Raw genomic sequence first — 20250 nt, 5'->3', positions numbered from 1 at the left:
GGCGGAAACCGACGCTTCGTGATCTATCACACTATGGCAGCGCGTGATCCGCTGTCATGTCAGAAGAGCGGCTGGAAGGCGGGGCCACGGCGACGCCGCAGCACGTCCAGCTGGTGCTGGATCGTCTCGCGTACCTGGTCGGTGAGGTTGAACACCAGCATCGGGTCGTCGGCGTCGATGGGGTCGTAGTCGTCGGTCCTGATCGGCTCGCCGAACTCGATCAGCCACTTCGACGGCAACGGCACCAGCCCGAGCGGGCCGAGCCACGGGAAGAACGGCGTGATCGGCAGGTAGGGCAGGCCCAGCAGCCGGGCCAGCACAGGCAGATCGCCGATCTTGGGATAGATCTCCTCGGCGCCGACGATGGCGCAGGGGATGATCGGCACTCCGGCCCGGATCGCCGAGGCCACGAAGCCTCCACGGCCGAACCGCTGCAACCGGTAGCGCTGCGAGAACGGCTTGCCCACGCCCTTGAAACCCTCGGGGAAGACACCCACGAGCTCGCCCTTGCGCAGCAGGCGGTCGGCGTCCTCCGGACAGGCCAGCGTGTGGCCGGTCTTGCGCGACAGGTGGCCGAGCACGGGCAGCTGGTAGACGAGGTCGGCGCCGAGCAGGCGGACCGCGCGGTGCGCCTCGTCGTGCAGCGCGACCTGCATCATCAGCGCGTCGACCGGCAGCGTCCCGGAGTGGTTGGCCACCACCAGCGCCCCCGACTCCGCCGGGACGTTCTCCAGGCCGAGCGTCTCGACCCGGAACCAGTGCCGGTACACCGGCCGGATCAGTTCGAGCAGGACCCTGTCGTTGAGCTCCGGGTCGAACCCGAACTCGTCGATCTCGTACTCGCCGGTGAGGCGGCGGCGCAGGAAGGCGAAGAGCTCGGCGAGCCGCTCGTCACCGGACCCGCGCGAGGCGTCGTCCGAAACGTCGGAGGCGGGCGAGGCGTCGTCCGGAGCCCCGGGCGAGCCCTCCTCGGAGGTACGCGTCACGTCACACACGCCTTACTGGTCATCCGGGACCGGGGGTGGATCGCCCCGAAGCGAGATCGGACAGCCGGTCGGCCACGGCGGCGGGAAGGCCGCCGGAAAGGCGGCGCGAGCGGAGAAAGTCCTCGAACGCGGCGGCCGTGCCGAATTTGGGCTTCCATCCCAGCTCGCGGATCAACCGGCCGCTGTCCACGACCCGGCCGTGGCACATCAGCGCCAGCTGCTCGGGCGTGAAGTCCAGCCGGCGCGCGGCACGCGCCACCTCTCCCAGGAAACGGAACACCGGAGACGGCACGGGAAGCGGCGTCCGGCCCGCCCGCCGCAGGCACTGGGACAGCAACAGCACGCCGTCACCGGCCACGTTGAACGTGCCCGGGTGGTCCTCCAGGGCCATCCGGCGCAGCACCTCGACCCCATCGTCCTCGTGCACGAACTGCAGCCGGGGATCGAAGCCGAACACCGTCGGCGCAAACGGCTGCGCGAAGTACCTGGTGAGGGGTGAGTCCACCCCCGGGCCCATGAAGTTGGCGAAACGGAGCGTCGAGGTGACCACGTCGGGACGCCGCCTGGCGAAGCCCCGGACGTAGCCCTCCACGTCGCCGGCGTCCTTGGCGTACCCCGAGTGCGGGACCTCGGCGGGCTCGCTGTCCTCCGTGAACACGGCGGGATCGTTCGGCGCCGAGCCGTACACGGCGGTCGTGGACCGCACCACGACCCTGCGCACGGTCGTGGACCGCTGGCACGCGCCGAGCAGCTGCATCGTGCCGATGACGTTGTGCTCTTTCATGGCCGACCGGCTCCTGGCGGGGCCGCTGACCAGGCTCATGTGCACGACGATGTCGACGTCCGCCGCCGCGATGACCTGCGCGATGTCTGGACTGCGCAGATCGACGCGGACGAACTCGGTGCGACCGGACAGGGAGCCGCCATCTCGGGTGGGCGATGGCGGCGGAACCGTGTCCACCCCGATGACCCGGCCGATGTCCGGGTCCGCGGCGAGCACGCCGGCCACTCGTGCTCCGACGTGACGCGAGACCCCGGTGACCAGCACAGTGTGGGTCATCGTCGCCTCACTGGGGGACTGGTGGGGAATGTTCACGGTCGCCCGGCCCCGCGGGACCGGTGCGCGCTCCGTACTACTACTTCTTGTTACGCCGCTGGATGCGGGTCTTCTTCAGCAGCTTGCGGTGCTTCTTCTTGGCCATGCGCTTGCGGCGCTTCTTGATCACAGAGCCCACGGGACCCCCAGGTGAAGGTTGAGAATGCCAGACCGATGCGCGAGCGCACACCGGCACAACAGACTACCGGCGATCCACGGTCGATCGCCCCCTGGGGGACACCGCGTGGCCGATGCCGGATCCCGCGCCTGGTCAGCGCGGGTCCGGACCGCCTCGGCGTGTCATCCTGCCTCGATGAACGCATCCCTGAGGTAGTCGTGTACCGCCTGCTCGGGCACCCTGAAGGATCGGCCGACACGGATGGCCGGCAGCTCACCTGAGTGGACGAGCCGGTACACCGTCATCTTGGACACTCGCATGACCGTGGCGACTTCCGCCACCGTCAGGAACTTCACCTCGCTGAGAGGTCTTTCGCCTGCACCCATCGGACGCCTCTTCCGCACGTGTTTCCGGGTTATCCCCACTGGTGCCATCGCTCACGCACGTGTACTGCCGTCAGCGTAAGTCGGGACTGCGAGTAGGCAAACCCCCCATTTCATCAGTCACCGCAGCCTTATGCCGTCAAAATGGAGAAAGTCGCTGGCAGCAGTGGGGTCGTGCCCCTCGCCTCAATCTTGGAACGGACCAACTTCTCTCACATAAGAGTCGCCCCGGCACACGAAAGCGTTGGCAAACCCCGGGCAGACCGGGGCAAAGGGGGGCGCGAAATGTGCGAAACGGACAGTCCGATGCGTACTCAGATGCGTACTCAGAGGTGCCGCGTGATCCTGGCCAGGAGGTAGTCCGTCAGCGGACCGTAATATCTCGGCAACACATTGTCGTCGAGCGGCACCGCGACCGCGATCTTGCCCTCCGCCGCGCCGATGAAGAGCGCGGGATCGTTGCTGTCCGCGAAGCCCACCGTCTCGACGCCCGCCTCTCCCGCGGCGCCCGCCCATCCATGGTCGGCGATCACGAAGTCCGGCCGCTCCTCCGCCAGGATGGCGCGCATCGGGTCCGGATCGTGCGTGTGCACGAGCGCCGCACCGTCGTCGAGCATGGCGACGTCGTCGAGGTAGCGGATCCTCCGTACGCGTCCGTATCCGTGACTCGAGTAGCTCCACCTCTCGGCCGGGGTCAGCAACGTCGCGCCGTACGAGCGGGCGAGCCTGGCGACCGCCAGGTGGACGGTGAGCAGGCCCGTCGGATGTCCCGTGGCGATCACGATGCGGGCGTTCCCCCGGGCCAGCACCTCGCCGACGCGGTCGCCCATCGCCTCAAGCGCGTCGATGGTCAGATCGGGGTCGATGGTGTCCTGGCCCTCGCGATGCCCCGGGTCGGCCACCACACCCACCGACTTGGCCATCTGCTCCAGCACGTCGCGGAAGCCCCACTCCGCCGCGAAAGTGAGGCCGAACATGTAGTGGGGGTCGCGGCCGGCCAGCGAGCGGTAGTTGTCGAGGTTGTTCTCACGCGGCGTCGCGACGTCACCGGCGATGCGCGTTCTGATCAGATGGTCGCGGAGGTCTGTGCGGGAGGGAGCGTTCACAGGTGCCACAGCGCTCCTCGCGCCGCCGGGATTCCCGTCATGGCAGGGGGTCCAATCCGTGGAAGGGGAAGATGGCCTTCCGGGTGGCCACGATGGCCCGGTCGATCGGATCGGCCGGATCGTATCCACCGGAGAAGTCGGAGAACTGCGGGTGGCGCCCGTCGGTCATCGTCAGCGGTGGCACCTCTCCGGTCCGCTCCCTGACCAGGTTCCGCCAGCTCTGCGGGGTCGGGGTGGTCGGCTCGACGGGATGCCCGGACGCCTCCGCGATCAGGTGGGTCCACGCGCGCGGCACCACCTGGACGAGCTCGTATCCCCCGCCTCCGGTGACGATCCACCGGCCGCCCGCCGTCTCGTGCGCCAGCCGGTGCAACGCGGCATAGGCCGTACGCTGGCCGTCCACGCTCAGCATGAGGTTGGCCAGCGGGTCGAGGGCGTGGCTGTCGCATCCGTGCTGGGTGACGAGCACCTCCGGGCCGAACTCCCGCAGCAGCGGCGGCACGACGGCGTGGAAGGCGCGCAGCCAACCGCTGTCGCCGCATCCGGCGGGCAACGCGACGTTGACCGCGCTGCCGTGCGCGCCGGTCTCGCCGGGGAAGCCGGTCCCGGGGAAGAGCGTGCGCGGGCTCTCGTGCAGGCTGATGGTGAGGACCCGCGGATCGTCGTAGAACGCCGCCTGCACTCCGTCGCCGTGGTGGACGTCCACGTCCACGTACGCCACCTTCGTTGCGCCCTGGGAGAGCAGCCACGCGATCGCGATCGCCGGGTCGTTGTAGACGCAGAAGCCGCTGGCCATGGCCGCCATCGCGTGATGCAGGCCGCCGGCCACGTTGACGGCGTGCCGCGCCTCGCCGGTCCACACGGACCTGGCGGCCTCCAGCGACGCTCCGGCGATCAGCGCCGACGCCTCGTGCACCCCGGTGAACGCCGGGTTGTCCTCGGTGCCGAGCCCGCAGCCGAGGTCGGGCCGCCCGGTCTTCGACACGGTCTTCACCGCGTCGACGTAATCACGCCGGTGGACCAGCGCCAGCTCGTCGTCGCACGCCGGAACGCATCCGGCCATCTCGACCAGGTCGAGCACACCGAGGTCCCGGGCGAGCGCCATGGTCAGCTCCACACGGACCGGCGCGAGCGGATGCCCGGGGCCGAAGTCGTACGACGTCAGCGCCTCATCCCAGACCACGCGGACGTTGCCGCACCCGTGCTCGCCGGTTCGCTCGATCATGCCGCCGCCTCCTCGCCGCACGATCGTGACGCTACCGTACGCACCTCGGCGTGGTTTCTCCCCCTCGTGACATACGCCACCCTTCCTTAACCAGCCCGGAATATCACGACATATTCGCTTAATCCCAGGGATTCGGTCACTCGGTACGGAGGGCGACCACAGGGTCGAGCCGGGCGGCCCGCCGCGCCGGTGCCACACCGAAGAACACCCCCACCCCGGCCGATACGCCGAACGCCAGCACGATCGACCACCACGTGATCGCGGCCGGCACCGGGGAGACGGCCTGGATCAGCAGCGCCCCGCCGACACCGAGCACGATCCCGGCCAGCCCGCCGATCGTGGTCAGCAGGACGGCCTCGATGAGGAACTGGACGAGCACGTCCCGCCCGCGTGCGCCGAGCGCCTTGCGCAGGCCGATCTCCTTGGTCCGCTCCCGTACGCCGACCAGCATGATGTTGGACACGCCGACCCCGCCGACCAGCAGCGAGATGGCGGCGATCGCGGCCAGCACTCCGGTCAGCATCCCGAGTACCGTCCCGACCGTGCCGAGCAGCTGCGTCTGCGTGACCGCGGAGAAACGCTCGCCGGGATACCGCTCCGCCAGGGCGGCGAGAACGCGCCGCCGCAGGGGTTCGATCTCGTCGGGCCCGGACGCGCTGACCGCGACGGCGTTGATCCTGTTCATCCCGATCAGCCGCTGCGCGGTGGTGACCGGGATGTGCACCTCCTGGTCGCGGGCCACGCCGAAGGTCGCGCCCACGGTCTCGTAGAGCCCGACCACCCGGAACCTGACCCCCGCGACGGTGACCTGCCTACCGATGGGATCCACGTCGCCGAACAGCTTCGCCGCGACCTCCGATCCGAGGACGGCCACCCGCCGCCGGGTGTCGACGTCGGTCTCGCTGAGATACCGGCCGCGGCGCAGCGGACGGTCGAAGACGCCGGGCACGTTCTCGTCCGTACCCGTGAGCGTCGCGAACACCTCGTTCCGCCCGACGCGTACCGGCTCGCCGGAATTGACGGCGACGGTCACCCGCGACGGGTCGCCCACCACCCGCCGCACGTAGGCGACGTCGGACAGGTCCAGCCGGCTCTGCGTGGGCGCCGCGCCGAGGGTCACCTGACCGGGGACGACCAGGATGATGTTGCTGCCCAGCCCCGCGATCTCCCGTTCCACCGCGTCCTTGGCGCCGGTGCCGATGGCGACGAGGATCACCACCGACAGCACGCCGATGATCACGCCGAACATCGTGAGACCGCTGCGCAGCCGGTTGACCCGCAGCGCCTCCACGGCCATGCGCAGCGCCTCGGCCGTCCTCACCCGTCCTCCCCTGATCCGCCCGCTCTTCCGCCGCCGGCGACCACGCCGGTGTCGAGCTCGATCCGGCCGTCCCGTACGTGGATCTGGCGGCGGGCCCGGCCGGCGACCTCGGGCTCGTGGGTGACGAGGACGACCGCGACCCCGTTGTCGGCGTTGAGCCGTTCGAGCAGGGCCATGACATCGGCGCCGTTGCGCGAGTCGAGGTTGCCGGTGGGCTCATCGGCGAGCACCACCTGAGGATCCCCGACCAGCGCGCGGGCGATGGCCACCCGCTGCTGCTCGCCGCCGGACATCTGCGACGGGCGGTGATCGAGCCGGTGGCCCAGTCCGACGGCCTCCAGCGCCGCCCGTGCCCGCGCCCTGCGCTCGGCCCTCGCGACGCCCCGGTAGACCAGCGGAAGCGCCACGTTGTCCAGCGCCGGCGTACGGGCGAGCAGATGGAACGACTGGAAGACGAACCCGATCGTCTGGTTCCTGAGCTCGGCCAGCCGGATGTCGTCGAGCGTGGAGACGTCCACGCCGCCCACCCGCAGGACGCCGCTCGTCGGCCGGTCGAGGCAACCGAGCAGGTGCATCAGCGTGGACTTGCCCGACCCCGACGGGCCCACGATCGCCACGAACTCGCCCCGCCCGATGCGCAGGCTCACCCCGCGCAGGGCGTCGACGGACACGCCGTCGAGCCGGTACGACCGGGTGAGGCCGATCGCCTCGAACGCGCTCTCGGCCGCGTTCCCTGGGGCGTTCCCTGGGACGTTCCCCGCGGCGTCTTCCCCGGCGTCTGCTGCGGTGTCTTCCGGGAGGGGCGGCGGCGGGGTCACGACAGGTCGATCGGCTGGTTCGCGTGGACGGTGTCGGCGCCCCTGACGACGATCCGCTCACCCGCCATGAGCCCGCTGACCACCTCGACCTCGGCGTCTCCCTGCGCCCCGAGCCGGACTGTGCGGCGCTCCGCCGCGCCGTTCCGCACCACCCACACGACGCTCTCCTTGCCGCTGCTGACGATCGCTGACGCCGGTACGGCCAGCGCGTCCGGAGACTCCTTCACGGTGAGGCGGACCACCGCGCTCATCCCCGGTTTCGGACGCGGAGCCGGACTCCCGTCGTCGTAGGCGCCCGGGCCGAGCGTGAGCCGTACGGGATAGCCGACGCCGCCCGTGGCGCCCTCCTTGGGCGTGACCCCGACGCCGGTCACCTCGGCCCGGTACGTCGCCCCGGTCACCGCGTCGAACTCGACCTCGGCGGGGACGCCCTTCGAGACCAGCAGCACGTCGGTCTCGTCCACGTCGGCGGCGAGAGTGAGCGTGGAGACGTCCGTGACCGTGACGACCGTGTCCCCGGCCGCCACCGGAACCCCCGCGGCGACGGTCCCGCCCGACCTCCCGGAGGGAGCGGACGCGACCTGGCCGGACAAACCCGCGGGCAGGCGCCCGATCAGGTCGCCCAGGCCGGCCGTACCGGTGCCGGAGGAGGGCCCGCCGAGCGTGACGATCCCGCCGAACGGCGCTCTGATGACGAGACCGTCGACCGTGGCCTTCGCCGCCCGTACCGCGGCCCTCGCCTGGGAACCGGACGCCTCTTGGAGCGAGGACATGGACGCGGTCAGTCCGCTCAGCCCGGCGCCGATCCGGCCGGTCACCTGGGAGAGCGCCTGCTCGATCGACCGGTTGAGGTCGTTCGCCACGTCGGTGAGCGCACGCCGCTGCGCCCTGCTCCCTGCCTCGGCCGCGTCGACGGCGGCGAGCAACCGCCGCCTGACGGCCGGGTCCTCGACCTTCCTCGCGGCCTTCCGCGCGTCCGCGAAACATCGGGCGAGCCGGGCGTCGAGCGATCGGGGCGGTTTCAGCGCCGGAAGCCGCACGGGCGAGACGCCGCCGACCGCCGGGAGCGGGCGGGACGCCCGCCGCGCGGCTCTGCGCGCCTCGTCGAGCTGGGTCTCGGCCTGCGGGGACCTGATCCTGGCGAGGATCTGCCCCTTCTTCACCGTGTCGCCGTCCTGCACGTACAGCGCGGCGACCGTGCCGGAGGCGGGCGCGACCAGCGCGGCGGTCGCCCGCGCGGCCACCGAGGCGGGGGCCTCGACGATCTCCCTGACCGGGGCGCGCGCGACCCGGCCGATCTGCGGTTCCGGCGGTGCGGGACCGGAGCAGCCGGCGAGCAGGACAGTGAGCAGCAGCGGGGGGATACCGCGACGAACCGTCACCTCGCCATGGTAAAAGTCCGGTCACTCCCCTATCAGGGAATCGCGCACGGCAGCCCGGCGAAGGCCGCGAATCGCCGGAGCGCTCAGCAGGCAGGCGACTCCGGCCAGCCCGACCACGAATCCGGCCGCCAGCACGTTCTCGGCGCCCAGCCGCGCGGCGACCGGCCCGGCCAGCGCCTGCCCGACCGGGACGCTCAGCACGGATCCCGCCACCTCGTAGGCCGTCACGCGGTTCAGGACGTCCTGCGTGACCTGGGTCTGCACGCTGGTCGCCCACATGACGGACCAGAAGCCCCACACCGCGCCGTTCGTGGCGAACGCCGCCGCGACGACCGGCAGCGGCATGTGGAGGGCGAGGGCGAGCGGTTCCAGGAAGTACAGGCTCATCGCGATCGCCCCCGCCATGAGCGGGCGGGACGGCCGGAACCACACGGCGACCAGCCCGCCGACCACCGTTCCCGCCCCGGCAGCCGACATGACCCAGCCGTAGGCGCCCCTGCCGTGGCTCTCGGTGATCAGCGCCGAGCCCAGGGGCAGGAGCGGGCCGAACACCATCACGCCGTAGAAGATCCAGATGATGATGACGCTCCACATCCAGGTGCGGGAGCGGAACTCGTCCCATCCTTCGCGCAGGTTGCGCAGCATCGAGGAGCCCGGCGTCGCGCTCGGCGACGACCGTACACGCAGGAGCAGCAGGCAGACCGCGCTGACCGCGAACGTTCCCGCGTCCACGACGAAGACGAGCCCGGCGCCTCCCACCCCGACGAGGACGCCGGACAAGGCGGGGCCGAGCAACTGGGCCATCGCGTCCGCCACGCGCAGCGTCGCGTTCGCCCGTTGCAGGTCGGACGCCACCTGGGGGACCATGCTGCTCACGCCGGGCTGGAACATCGCGGCGGCCGCGCCGCTGATCGCGGAAAGGACGACGATGTGCCACAGGTCCGGCGTCCCGGTCAGGAAGGCGGCGGCCATCGCCGACTGGGTGACCAGCCGCACCACGTCGGCGCCGATCATCATCCGCCTGGCCGTGAACCGGTCGGCGAAGACCCCGCCGAAGAGGATCAGCCCGCCGAACGGCGCCATCCAGGAGGCGAGCACGAACCCGACTCCGGTCGGGCCGTATCCGGCGCCGAGCACGCCCAGTGAGATCGCGACGGGAAGCATGGTGTCGCCGAGCATGGAGACCACACGCCCGGTGAAGTAGAACCCGAAATCGGGTGTCCAGAGCGGCCGCCGCCCGACCCCCGCCACGGCCTGTACGGCTCCCACCACGATGCCCTCACCATTCCGGCCCCGATATCACCAGGAGGAATGATGCATCGGGACTGGAAGGTTTCCTAATTGTTTTTACCGAGCCCAGACCAGGAAACGGTACGGGGATCAGCCGGAGGCGAGCTGGCGGCTGCGGTCCCTGGCCGCCTCGATGGCGTCCAGGAAGGCGGCGCGGACCTTGTGGCGTTCGAGCTCCGCGATGGCGGCGATGGTCGTCCCGCCCGGCGAGGTGACCGCCTCGCGCAGGATCACCGGATGCTCACCCGAGTCGCGCAGCATGATCGCCGCGCCCACGATGGACTGGGTGACCATGTCGAGCGCGGCGGCGCGCGGCATACCGAGCAGGATCCCGGCGTCCACCATGGCCTCGACGAGATAGAAGAAGTAGGCCGGGCCGCTGCCCGACAGCGCGGTCGCGGCGTCCTGCTGCGACTCGGGGATGCGCAGGACCTTGCCGACCGGCCTGAGCAGGGACTCCGTGCGCTCCAGGTGGCACTCGGCGGCGTGCGCCCCTGGCGAGATGACGCTCATCGCCTCGTCGACCAGGACCGGGGTGTTGGACATGACGCGGACCACCGGCACCGCCTCCCCGAGGCGGGACTCCACGAACGCCGTGGTGATCCCCGCGGCCACGGAGATCACCAGCCGGTCGGCCGGGACGTACGGGGCGATCTCGGCGAGCAGGCTCCCCATGTCCTGCGGCTTGACCGCGAGGATGATGGTCTCGGCCGCCTTGGCCGCCTCGGCGTTGGAGACCACGCGCACGCCGTAGGTCTCGCGCAGCGCCTCCGCCCGCTCCTCGCGTCGCGCGGTCACCATGATCTCGCTCGGCCGCAGCCCGGCCCGGACCAGCCCGGAGAGCAGAGCCTCGCCCATCTTGCCGGTGCCGAGAATCGCGATCATGACCATTCCTCGCTGCTAGGGATCCCGTCGCAGCTTACCGATGGGCCGGGCGCGCCCGGGCGCCCGTACGGGACGACCCGGTCACGGCGTGCGCCGGCGCAGGGTGGCGGCGCCGAGAACGAGCGAGAGGACCGTACAACCGCCGACGACCAGGACGTCACGGGTCAGCACGCCGGTGAAGTCGCCGGTGCGCGCCGTCTCCTGCATCGCCTCCACCGCGTACGAGAGCGGCATGACGTCGGACAGCCACTCCAGCCAGGTGGCCATGGTGTCGCGCGGGACGATGAGCCCGCACAGCAGCGACTGGGGCAGGACGACCGCCGGCATGAACTGCACCGCCTGGAACTCGGTGCGCGCGAAGGCGCTGAAGAACAGGCCGAGCGCCATGCCGAGCAGCGAGTCGAGGACCGCCACGAGGACCAGCGTCCAGACGGATCCCGCGAGGTCCAGGCCGAGCCACGTCAGGGAGAGGGCGAGCACCACCGTGACCTGGGCCGCGGCCACCACTCCGAACGCGATGGCGTATCCCAGCAGCAGGTCGAACTTGCCGAGCGGCCCGGCCATCAGCCGTTCGAGCGTGCCGGTCGCCCGCTCCCGCTGGGTCGTGATCGAGGTGACCATGAACATCACGACGAACGGGAAGATGCCGAGCAGCGTCGGGCCCAGCCGGTTGAACGCCGCGGGGTCGTCGATGACGTACCTGAGCAGGATCATCAGCACGCTCGGCACGCCGACGAGCAGCGCGAGTGTGCGGCGGTCGTGGCGGAGCTGGGCGAGGATGCGTCCCGCCGTGGCCAGGGTGATGGCGAGGTTCATCGCACACGCTCCGCCTTCTCCTCGATGAGGCGGAGGAACGCCTCTTCCAGATCGGTCGTCCCGGCGTGCTCGCGCAGCCCCTCGGGGCTGTCGTCGGCCAGGATCTCCCCGTCACGCAACATGATCAGACGGTGGCATCGGGCCGCCTCGTCCATGACGTGGCTGGACACGATGAGGGTCACGCCGCGCTCCGCGAGGCTCTGGAAGAGCCGCCAGAGGTCCTGGCGGAGCACCGGGTCCAGGCCGACGGTCGGCTCGTCGAGCACCAGCAACTCGGGGCTGCCGAGGAGCGCGACGGCGAGGCTGGCCCGGCTGAGCTGCCCGCCGGAGAGCGCGCCGCCCAACTGCTTCCTGGCGCCGGTCAGGCCCACCTCCTCGATCACCCGCTCGGCGTCGCCCTTGGCCGCGCCGAGGACCGCGGCGAAGTACCGCAGATTCTCCAGCACCGTCAGATCCCGATATATGGCGGCACTCTGGGTGGAGTAGCCGATCTTGCGGCGGAGCGCGGGGCTGCCCGCCGGCTCGCCGAGCACGGTCACCTCGCCGCTCGCGACGATCTGGACGCCCACGATCGCGCGGATCAGGGTCGTCTTTCCGCATCCGCTGGGCCCGAGCAGGCCCGTCACCTGTCCACGCGGCACCTCGAAGGTGAGGCCGTGCAGGACCTCCGTCCCGCCACGGGAGACCCGCAGATCCCGTACGGCGATCGCCGGTCCGGATAAATTCATCATTCGTTGAAATTAGACCTCCGCCAGGCCGGCGTCAACAGGCCGCCGAACCACGCTGACGGCCAACCCGTTTAATGAGATATGCGAATCTTCTGGGCCATTGCGCTCCTGTTCATGGCAGCGGCCTGTGGGCAGCAGCCGTCCACGTCGTCGACCACGCCGTCGTCCGCCTCGCCGTCCGGCCCCAACGAGCCGGTCAGCGCGCCCGCGAGCTCCGGAGCGCCGAGCGGATCACCCTCGCCGGAGACACCCATGGGGAACACGCTCGACCCGCGCAAGATCGCGTGGGCCGGCGCGACACCGTCACCGGACGGCAGATCGCTGGCCGTCGTCTGGTGGTCGGGCGTCGCGCCCTGCACGGTGCTCGACCGGGTCGAGGTGAAGGAGAGCGCGAAGCAGGTCGTGGTCACCCTCTACGAGGGCCGGGATCCGCGCTTCCCCGACACCGCCTGCATCGCCATCGCGGTGGAGAAGACGACCACGGTGCGGCTCGCCTCCCCGCTCGACGGCCGCGAGGTGGTCGACGGCGCCAAGCCGTGAACCGGTGGTGAGACCGCGCCGTCAATACGGGCATGCGGATGATTCGACGAACGGCGGCGCTGGCCGCGACGGTGCTGATCATGGTCGGCGTGCCGGCCACGGCCTCGACCGCCTCCACCGGCGCCCCGGCCCCGGTGAAGCCCCAGGGCGGCACGATCGATCCCCACAAGGTTCAGTGGACCTCGGCCAAGCCGATCAGGAACGGAAGGTACCTGAGGGTCACCTGGTGGTCCGGCGTCGAGCCGTGCTCGGTGCTCGACCGGGTGACCGTGAAGGAGGGCAGGGGCAAGGTCACGGTCACCCTCTACGAGGGAAGCGCCGAGGGCGCCGGGATGTGCGTCATGCTCGCCGTCAAGAAGAGCACGATCGTGAAGCTCAGGGCCCCCATCGGCGACCGCCGGGTGGCCGACGGCGCCAAGCGCTGACCGTACGGCCGCCGCCCTCGACGACAAGGAGAAACCCGGAATCCACACGCGCGCCATGAGGTTGAGTCCACTAGGCTCAAGTCGTTTGACAAAGCCTCGGGTGCGACCCAATATTGAGTCGTACCGACTCAACTTTGACCACAAGGACGAACTCATGGCACGTGCGGTAGGTATCGACCTGGGGACGACCAACTCTGTCGTCTCGATCCTTGAGGGCGGTGAGCCCACGGTCATCGCCAACGCCCAGGGCTCGCGGACCACCCCGTCCGTGGTCGCCTTCGCGAAGAACGGCGAGGTGCTGGTCGGCGAGGTCGCCAAGCGGCAGGCCGTGACCAACGTCGACCGGACGATCCGCTCGGTCAAGCGAGAGATGGGCAGCACCTGGTCCGTCGAGATCGACGGCAAGAAGTTCACTCCCCAGCAGATCAGCGCCTTCGTCCTGCAGAAGCTCAAGCAGGACGCCGAGGCCTACCTCGGTGAGAAGATCACCGACGCGGTGATCACCGTCCCGGCCTACTTCAACGACGCCCAGCGGCAGGCGACCAAGGAGGCCGGCACCATCGCCGGTCTCAACGTGCTGCGCATCATCAACGAGCCGACCTCGGCCGCGCTGGCCTACGGCCTCGACAAGGAGAAGGACCAGACCATCCTGGTCTTCGACCTCGGCGGCGGCACCTTCGACGTGTCCCTGCTCGACGTCGGGCAGGAGGACGGCCACGGCTTCGTCGAGGTCCGCGCCACCAGCGGTGACAACCACCTCGGCGGTGACGACTGGGACCAGCGCGTCGTCGACGAGCTGGTGACCCGCTTCAAGAACGCGCACGGCGTCGACCTGGCCAAGGACAAGATGGCCCTCCAGCGCCTCCGCGAGGCGGCGGAGAAGGCCAAGATCGAGCTCTCCAGCCAGACCGAGACCTCCATCAACCTGCCCTACATCACCGCCTCCGCCGAGGGCCCGCTGCACCTTGAGGAGAAGCTGACCCGCGCCGAGTTCCAGCGGATCACCTCCGACCTGCTCGAGCGCTGCAAGGGCCCGTTCCACCAGGTCATCAAGGACGCCGGGATCAAGGTCTCCGACATCGCCCACGTGGTGCTCGTCGGCGGCTCGACCCGCATGCCGGCCGTGAGCGACCTGGTCAAGGAGCTGACCGGCGGCCAGGAGCCCAACAAGGGCGTCAACCCGGACGAGGTCGTCGCGATCGGCGCCGCGCTCCAGGCGGGCGTGCTCAAGGGCGAGGTCAAGGATGTCCTGCTCCTCGACGTGACCCCGCTGAGCCTGGGCATCGAGACCAAGGGCGGCATCTTCACCAAGATCATCGAGCGGAACACTACGATCCCGACCAAGCGGTCGGAGGTGTTCACCACCGCCGAGGACAACCAGCCGTCGGTGCAGATCCAGGTCTACCAGGGCGAGCGTGAGATCGCCGCCTACAACAAGAAGCTGGCCACCTTCGAGCTGACCGGCATCGCCCCGGCCCCGCGCAACATCCCGCAGATCGAGGTCACCTTCGACATCGACGCGAACGGCATCGTCAACGTCAGCGCCAAGGACCTCGGCACCGGAAAGGAGCAGTCGATGACGATCACCGGCGGCTCCGCGCTGGCCAAGGACGACATCGAGCGCATGATGCGCGAGGCCGACTCCTACGCCGAGGACGACAAGAAGCGCCGTGAGGAGGCCGAGATCCGCAACAACGCTGACGCCCTGGCCTACCAGACCGAGAAGTTCCTGCACGACAACGACGACAAGGTCCCGGCCGACGTCAAGACCGAGGTCAACGACGCGCTCGCCGAGCTGAAGAAGACCCTCGAGGGCACCGATTCGGCCGCGATCCGCGCCGCCGCCGAGAAGCTCGCGACCGTCAGCCAGAAGATGGGTTCGGCGATCTACGCCCAGTCGCAGGGCGCCGCGGCCGGTGCCGAGGGCGCCGCGCCGACCGGCGACGGCCAGGCGAAGTCCGAGGAGGACGTCGTCGAAGCCGAGATCGTCGACGACGAGCCGAAGCGGGAGGGCGGCAACAAGTGACCGCGCGCGAGAACGGTTCCGAGCAGGAGCCGGTGATCCGCGACAACCGCAAGATCGACCCGGAGACCGGGACGGCCCGCACCGGAATGCCGGGCGCGGCCGCCTCGGACGGGGCGGCCCAGGCCGCCGCGGACGCCTCTGCGGACACCGTGGCCGACACGGCCGAGGCGGCCGCGGAGGCGGTGACCGGCACGGGTGCGGACCTGCTCGCGGAGCGCACCGCCGACCTGCAGCGGCTCCACGCCGAGTACGCCAACTACCGCAAGCGAGTGGACCGGGACCGGTCCGTCGTCAAGGACCAGGCGGTGTCCGGTGTCCTCACCGAGCTGCTGCCGGTGCTCGACGACATCGGCCGGGCCCGTGACCACGGCGAGCTCACCGGCGGATTCGCCAAGGTGAGCGAGTCGCTGGAGGCGATCCTCGGAAAGCTCGGCCTGGTGAAGTACGGCGCGAAGGGCGACCCGTTCGACCCGAACGTGCACGAGGCGCTCCTGCACAGCTACTCCGCCGACGTCTCCGAGCCGACCTGCGTCGAGATCCTGCAGCCGGGTTACCGGATGGGCGACCAGATCCTGCGCCCGGCCCGCGTGGCCGTCGCGGAGCCCGACGAGTCCGTGGCGGCCGAGCCGTCGGGCTCCGCCGAGTCCGGCGAGTCCGACGAATACTGAAACCCCGGGAGTCTCTCCTGATCCGGCAGGATCGGGAGAGACCACCCAGAGAACACCCCCTTGCGCGGAGGAAATCGACAGATGAGCACCAAGGACTACCTGGAGAAGGACTATTACGCCGTCCTTGGTGTGCCCAAGTCCGCCACCGCCGCTGAGATCAAGACGGCGTACCGGAAGCTGGCCAGGCAGTACCACCCGGACGCCAACAAGGGCAACACCGAAACCGAGGAGAAGTTCAAGGAGGTCTCCGAGGCCTACGACGTGCTCTCCGACACCAAGCGCCGCAAGGAGTACGACGAGGCCCGCACCCTCTTCGGGTCGGGGCTCGGCGGCTACGCCGGAACGGGCGCGCCCCGCGGAGGCGGCTTCAACTTCGACTTCGGCGACCTGTTCTCCGGCAGCGGCACAAGCCATCAGGGCGGGGCGGGCGAACGCATAGGAGATCTGTTCGGCGGCCTGTTCAACCGTGGCGGGCGGACCACGACGACCGGTGCCACCCGGCCGCGCCGTGGCCAGGACATCGAGTCCGAGGTCTCGATGTCGTTCGGTGAGGCCGTGGACGGCACCACGGTCTCTCTTCGGCTGACCAGTTCCTCCGCCTGCGCGGCGTGCAGCGGCACGGGCGCCAAGGCCGGCACCACGCCGCGGGTCTGCCCGACCTGCGAGGGCACCGGCGCCGCCAGCCGCAACCTGGGCAACTTCGCCTTCTCCGAGCCGTGCCGCGACTGCCGTGGCCGGGGACTCCTGGTGGACGATCCCTGCCCGGTGTGCGAGGGCAGCGGCCGGGGCAAGAGCACCCGCACGATCCAGGCCCGCATCCCGGCGGGAGTCGGCGACGGCCAGCGCATCCGGCTCAAGGCCAAAGGCGCGCCCGGCGAGAACGGCGGTCCCGCGGGTGACCTCTACGTCCAGGTCCACGTCAAGCCGCACCCGGTGTTCGGCCGCACGGGCGAGAACCTCACGGTCACCGTGCCTGTCACGTTCCCGGAGGCGGCCCTCGGCGCCGAGATCAAGGTGCCCACTCTGAAGGGCATGCCGGTCACCCTGCGCATTCCCGAAGGCACGCCCAACGGGCGCACGTTCCGCGTGCGCGGCCGGGGCGCCCCCCGAAAGGACGGCACGAAGGGCGACCTGCTCGTCACCGTGCAGGTGACAGTGCCGCCGCACCTCGATGACAAGGCGCGGGCCGCTCTTGAGGAGTTCCGCGACGCCAGCGAGGGCACCGACCTGAGAGAAGAGCTGATCAAGCAGGCCAGAAGCGAGTGAGCCCATGGACGCCAACTTCTTCGATCTGTCCGACGACACACCGGTCTATGTCATCTCGGTGGCCGCCCAGCTCTCCGGCCTGCACCCGCAGACGCTCCGGCAGTACGACCGGCTCGGCCTGGTCAGCCCGGGGCGCACGGCCGGGCGCGGACGGCTCTACTCGACCAGGGACATCGTGCTGCTGCGCGAGGTGCAACGCCTCTCCCAGGAGGACGGCATCAACCTCGCGGGCATCAAGCGCATCCTCGAACTCGAAACGGAGAACCTGCGCCTGCGCGACGAGGTCGTACGACTCCGCGGCGAGCTGACCATGATCCGCGCGCTGATCAGATACGAACTTCCACCAGCCTGATCCGGGAATTCACGGGCCCGCGCATCGCGCGGCGGTGAACCCGCCGGGTGGTTCGGGGAGCGCAGCTCTTCCCAACCGCCCGGCGCGGACGGCAGCCGCCGCGTCGGTGCCGCGCGCCCGCTGAGCGAAGCGAGGCCACGAACCACCATGGACTACAAGCTGACGCAGAAGAGCCAGGAGGCCCTGTCCGGGGCGGTCCGGCGGGCGGCCGCGGAGGGCAACCCCGAGGTGGCCCCCGCTCACCTCCTCACCACCCTGCTCGCCCAGACGGGCGGCACCGCCGTCCCCCTCCTCGAAGCAGTGGGCGCCGACTGGAAGCAGCTCAGGACCAAGGCCGAAGAGCTGCTCGCCGGACTGCCCAAGGCGCACGGCGCGACAGTGAGCGCCCCGTCGAGCTCCCGGCAACTCCTCACCGTTGTGAACACCGCCGCCCAGCGGGCCAAGCAACTGGAGGACGAGTACGTCTCGACCGAGCACCTGCTGGTGAGCCTCGCGACCGACGGCGGCCAGACGGCCGAACTGCTCAAGGCGCAGGGCGCCACGGCGGGCGCGCTGCTGGACGCGTTCGAGAAGGTCCGCGGGCACGCCAGGGTCACCAGCGAGACCCCTGAGGACACCTATCGCGCTCTGGACAAGTACGGCGTCGACCTGACCGAGCGGGCCAGGTCCGGCAAGCTCGACCCCGTCATCGGCCGGGACACGGAGATCCGCCGGGTCATCCAGGTGCTCTCCCGCCGCACGAAGAACAACCCCGTGCTGATCGGCGAGCCCGGCGTCGGCAAGACCGCGGTGGTCGAGGGTCTGGCCCAGCGGATGATCGCGGGCGACGTTCCGGAGAGCCTCAGGAACAAGCGGCTCGTCGGGCTGGACCTCGGCGCGATGGTCGCGGGCGCCAAGTACCGCGGCGAGTTCGAGGAGCGCCTCAAGGCCGTGCTCAACGAGATCAAGGAGAGCAACGGCCAGATCGTCACCTTCATCGACGAGTTGCACACCATGGTCGGCGCGGGCGCGGCCGAGGGCGCGATGGACGCCGGCAACATGCTCAAGCCGATGCTGGCCCGCGGCGAGCTGCGCATGATCGGCGCGACCACCCTCGACGAATACCGCGAGCGCATCGAGAAGGACCCCGCGCTCGAGCGTCGCTTCCAGCAGGTCTACGTGGGCGAGCCGACCGTCGAGGACACCATCGCGATCCTGCGTGGGCTGAAGGGCCGCTACGAGGCCCACCACCAGGTGCAGATCTCCGACAGCGCGCTGGTGGCCGCCGCGACGCTCTCCGACCGCTACATCACCGCCAGATTCCTGCCGGACAAGGCCATCGACCTGGTCGACGAGTCCATGTCCCGGCTCCGCATGGAGATCGACTCCCGGCCGGTCGAGATCGACGAGCTGCAGCGCATCGTGGACCGGCTCAAGATGGAGGAGCTCGCCCTCGTCAAGGAGACCGACGAGGGCAGCCGCCAGCGGCTGGAGAAGCTCCGCGAGGAGCTGGCGAACCGCCAGGAGGACCTCAACGGCCTCGTGGGCCGCTGGGAGCGCGAGAAGGCCGGGCTCAACAAGGTCGGCGAGCTGAAGAAGCAGCTCGACGAGGCGCGCGGCGCCGCCGAGCGGGCCCAGCGCGACGGCAAGTTCGAAGAGGCGTCCCGGCTGATGTACGGCGATGTCCCCCGGTTGGAGAAGGAGCTCGCGGAGGCGACCAGGGCCGCGGAGGCCGAAGAGGCCGAGTCGGAGCCGATGGTGAAGGAGGAGGTCGGCCCCGACGACATCGCCGACGTCATCTCCTCCTGGACCGGCATCCCCGCCGGCCGGCTCCTCGAGGGCGAGACCACCAAGCTGCTGCGCATGGAGGAGGAGTTGGGCCGCCGCCTGATCGGCCAGCGCGCTGCCGTGCAGGCCGTCTCCGACGCCGTACGGCGGGCCAGGGCGGGCATCGCCGACCCGGACCGCCCGACAGGGTCCTTCCTCTTCCTCGGCCCGACCGGCGTCGGCAAGACCGAGCTGGCCAAGGCGCTGGCGGAGTTCCTCTTCGACGACGAGCGGGCGATGACCCGCATCGACATGAGCGAGTACGGCGAGAAGCACAGCGTGGCGCGGCTGGTCGGCGCGCCTCCGGGATACGTCGGCTACGAGGAGGGCGGCCAGCTCACCGAGGCCGTGCGCCGTCGGCCGTACACCGTGGTGCTGCTCGACGAGGTCGAGAAGGCTCACCCGGAGGTCTTCGACGTGCTGCTCCAGGTGCTGGACGACGGACGGCTCACCGACGGCCAGGGCCGTACGGTCGATTTCCGCAACACGATCCTGATCCTGACGTCCAACATCGGCTCGCAGTTCCTGGTCGATCCCAAGATCGAGAACGGCGCCAAGCGGGACGCCGTCATGACGGCCGTCAGGAACGCCTTCAAACCGGAGTTCCTCAACCGGCTCGACGACGTCATCGTGTTCGACGCGCTCGGCACCGAGGAGCTCTCGCAGATCGTCGACCTCCAGGTGTCGCGGCTCGGGGCGCGGCTCGCCGACCGGCGGCTCACGCTGACCGTCACGCCCGGTGCGCGCGAGTGGCTGGCACTGACCGGTTACGACCCCGTGTACGGCGCCCGCCCGCTCCGGCGGTTGATCCAGTCGGCGATCGGCGACACGCTCGCGAAGGCGCTGCTGTCCGGAGAGATCCACGACGGCGACGACGTGGCCGTGGACCTGGACGAGGCCGGGGACACCCTTACCGTGCGGACCTCTCGGTAAGGACTTCCCCACCATTACGGCAAGCGCGCCCCTTGGGAATCCCCCGCCGGTACGTTCTGTATTCGTCAGAACACGGTAAG

The 20250-nt window shown here is 70.2% G+C and carries 20 protein-coding genes; 7 read left to right on the top strand and 13 right to left on the bottom strand.

What is annotated here, in order from left to right:
* Positions 1-59: 59 nt before the first annotated feature.
* The 13 genes from AB0I59_RS25430 to AB0I59_RS25370 form a co-directional block, all read right to left on the bottom strand.
* On the bottom strand, positions 60-986 hold the full coding sequence (locus AB0I59_RS25430) for a lysophospholipid acyltransferase family protein (protein WP_358136640.1): 927 nt from the start codon (positions 984-986) through the stop codon (positions 60-62).
* Positions 987-1005: 19 nt separating this feature from the next.
* Entirely contained in the window at positions 1006-2046 is a 1041-nt protein-coding gene (locus tag AB0I59_RS25425) for an NAD-dependent epimerase/dehydratase family protein (protein WP_358136637.1), read from the bottom strand.
* Between the two features lie 76 nt (positions 2047-2122).
* The gene (locus AB0I59_RS25420) at positions 2123-2221 is read right to left on the bottom strand and encodes a 30S ribosomal protein bS22 (protein WP_018654693.1); all 99 of its coding nucleotides are present in this window, start codon (positions 2219-2221) and stop codon (positions 2123-2125) included.
* 161 nt (positions 2222-2382) lie between these two features.
* Positions 2383-2586, bottom strand: coding sequence for a helix-turn-helix domain-containing protein (locus AB0I59_RS25415; protein ID WP_030456159.1), 204 nt, complete (start codon positions 2584-2586; stop codon positions 2383-2385).
* 323 nt (positions 2587-2909) lie between these two features.
* Positions 2910-3689 (bottom strand): phosphatase, encoded by a 780-nt coding sequence (locus AB0I59_RS25410; protein WP_358136627.1) that lies wholly within the window; start codon positions 3687-3689, stop codon positions 2910-2912.
* A 37-nt stretch (positions 3690-3726) separates the two neighbouring features.
* A complete protein-coding gene (locus AB0I59_RS25405; RefSeq protein ID WP_061254142.1) occupies positions 3727-4872 on the bottom strand; it encodes an acetoin utilization protein AcuC in 1146 nt (381 codons plus the stop codon).
* A 178-nt stretch (positions 4873-5050) separates the two neighbouring features.
* Entirely contained in the window at positions 5051-6235 is a 1185-nt protein-coding gene (locus AB0I59_RS25400; RefSeq protein WP_061253878.1) for an ABC transporter permease, read from the bottom strand.
* Entirely contained in the window at positions 6232-6939 is a 708-nt protein-coding gene (locus AB0I59_RS25395; RefSeq protein WP_358136728.1) for an ABC transporter ATP-binding protein, read from the bottom strand. Before AB0I59_RS25395 ends, AB0I59_RS25400 begins: the two co-directional genes overlap by 4 nt.
* A gap of 110 nt (positions 6940-7049) precedes the next feature.
* Positions 7050-8435, bottom strand: coding sequence for an efflux RND transporter periplasmic adaptor subunit (locus AB0I59_RS25390; RefSeq protein WP_358136623.1), 1386 nt, complete (start codon positions 8433-8435; stop codon positions 7050-7052).
* Positions 8436-8456: 21 nt separating this feature from the next.
* On the bottom strand, positions 8457-9707 hold the full coding sequence (locus AB0I59_RS25385) for an MFS transporter (protein ID WP_358136620.1): 1251 nt from the start codon (positions 9705-9707) through the stop codon (positions 8457-8459).
* A gap of 108 nt (positions 9708-9815) precedes the next feature.
* Positions 9816-10610, bottom strand: a complete 795-nt coding sequence (gene proC / locus AB0I59_RS25380; protein ID WP_358136617.1) for a pyrroline-5-carboxylate reductase — start codon at positions 10608-10610, stop codon at positions 9816-9818.
* An 81-nt stretch (positions 10611-10691) separates the two neighbouring features.
* Positions 10692-11426: an ABC transporter permease gene (locus AB0I59_RS25375; RefSeq protein WP_061253881.1), complete on the bottom strand. Its 735-nt coding sequence runs from the start codon at positions 11424-11426 to the stop codon at positions 10692-10694.
* A complete protein-coding gene (locus AB0I59_RS25370; protein ID WP_358136613.1) occupies positions 11423-12157 on the bottom strand; it encodes an ABC transporter ATP-binding protein in 735 nt (244 codons plus the stop codon). The genes AB0I59_RS25375 and AB0I59_RS25370 overlap by 4 nt, the downstream gene beginning before the upstream one ends.
* Positions 12158-12268: 111 nt before the next feature.
* Here AB0I59_RS25370 and AB0I59_RS25365 point away from each other — a divergent pair, with 111 nt between their 5' ends.
* From AB0I59_RS25365 to clpB, 7 genes are all read left to right on the top strand, one after another.
* The gene (locus AB0I59_RS25365; RefSeq protein WP_358136610.1) at positions 12269-12694 is read left to right on the top strand and encodes a hypothetical protein; all 426 of its coding nucleotides are present in this window, start codon (positions 12269-12271) and stop codon (positions 12692-12694) included.
* A gap of 38 nt (positions 12695-12732) precedes the next feature.
* The gene (locus tag AB0I59_RS25360) at positions 12733-13119 is read left to right on the top strand and encodes a hypothetical protein (RefSeq protein ID WP_063818677.1); all 387 of its coding nucleotides are present in this window, start codon (positions 12733-12735) and stop codon (positions 13117-13119) included.
* 154 nt (positions 13120-13273) lie between these two features.
* Complete coding sequence (gene dnaK / locus AB0I59_RS25355) at positions 13274-15145, top strand: molecular chaperone DnaK (protein ID WP_061253883.1); 1872 nt, start codon at positions 13274-13276, stop codon at positions 15143-15145.
* Positions 15142-15813 carry a nucleotide exchange factor GrpE gene (gene grpE, locus AB0I59_RS25350; protein ID WP_358136605.1) on the top strand — a complete coding sequence of 224 codons (672 nt, stop codon included), beginning with the start codon at positions 15142-15144 and terminating at the stop codon, positions 15811-15813. The genes dnaK and grpE overlap by 4 nt, the downstream gene beginning before the upstream one ends.
* Positions 15814-15894: 81 nt before the next feature.
* Positions 15895-17079: a molecular chaperone DnaJ gene (gene dnaJ, locus AB0I59_RS25345; protein ID WP_061253884.1), complete on the top strand. Its 1185-nt coding sequence runs from the start codon at positions 15895-15897 to the stop codon at positions 17077-17079.
* Between the two features lie 4 nt (positions 17080-17083).
* A complete protein-coding gene (locus AB0I59_RS25340; protein WP_061253885.1) occupies positions 17084-17431 on the top strand; it encodes a heat shock protein transcriptional repressor HspR in 348 nt (115 codons plus the stop codon).
* A 147-nt stretch (positions 17432-17578) separates the two neighbouring features.
* Positions 17579-20170, top strand: a complete 2592-nt coding sequence (gene clpB, locus AB0I59_RS25335) for an ATP-dependent chaperone ClpB (protein WP_061253886.1) — start codon at positions 17579-17581, stop codon at positions 20168-20170.
* Positions 20171-20250 lie beyond the last annotated feature (80 nt).

Source organism: Microtetraspora glauca (assembly GCF_040656155.1).
Taxonomy (GTDB): domain Bacteria; phylum Actinomycetota; class Actinomycetes; order Streptosporangiales; family Streptosporangiaceae; genus Microtetraspora; species Microtetraspora glauca.
Note: the sequence above shows the minus strand (reverse complement) of the source record. Positions and strands in the feature narration are given on the sequence as shown.

What these genes read in the sequence shown, in the direction of transcription:
- clpB (WP_061253886.1), top strand. Translation starts at nt 17,579, where the DNA reads ATGGACTACAAGCTGACGCAGAAGAGCCAGGAGGCCCTGTCCGGGGCG.
- AB0I59_RS25370 (WP_358136613.1), bottom strand. Translation starts at nt 12,157, where the DNA reads ATGATGAATTTATCCGGACCGGCGATCGCCGTACGGGATCTGCGGGTC.
- AB0I59_RS25365 (WP_358136610.1), top strand. Translation starts at nt 12,269, where the DNA reads ATGGCAGCGGCCTGTGGGCAGCAGCCGTCCACGTCGTCGACCACGCCG.
- AB0I59_RS25415 (WP_030456159.1), bottom strand. Translation starts at nt 2,586, where the DNA reads ATGGGTGCAGGCGAAAGACCTCTCAGCGAGGTGAAGTTCCTGACGGTG.
- proC (WP_358136617.1), bottom strand. Translation starts at nt 10,610, where the DNA reads ATGATCGCGATTCTCGGCACCGGCAAGATGGGCGAGGCTCTGCTCTCC.
- AB0I59_RS25360 (WP_063818677.1), top strand. Translation starts at nt 12,733, where the DNA reads ATGATTCGACGAACGGCGGCGCTGGCCGCGACGGTGCTGATCATGGTC.
- AB0I59_RS25340 (WP_061253885.1), top strand. Translation starts at nt 17,084, where the DNA reads ATGGACGCCAACTTCTTCGATCTGTCCGACGACACACCGGTCTATGTC.
- dnaJ (WP_061253884.1), top strand. Translation starts at nt 15,895, where the DNA reads ATGAGCACCAAGGACTACCTGGAGAAGGACTATTACGCCGTCCTTGGT.
- AB0I59_RS25425 (WP_358136637.1), bottom strand. Translation starts at nt 2,046, where the DNA reads ATGACCCACACTGTGCTGGTCACCGGGGTCTCGCGTCACGTCGGAGCA.
- dnaK (WP_061253883.1), top strand. Translation starts at nt 13,274, where the DNA reads ATGGCACGTGCGGTAGGTATCGACCTGGGGACGACCAACTCTGTCGTC.
- AB0I59_RS25375 (WP_061253881.1), bottom strand. Translation starts at nt 11,426, where the DNA reads ATGAACCTCGCCATCACCCTGGCCACGGCGGGACGCATCCTCGCCCAG.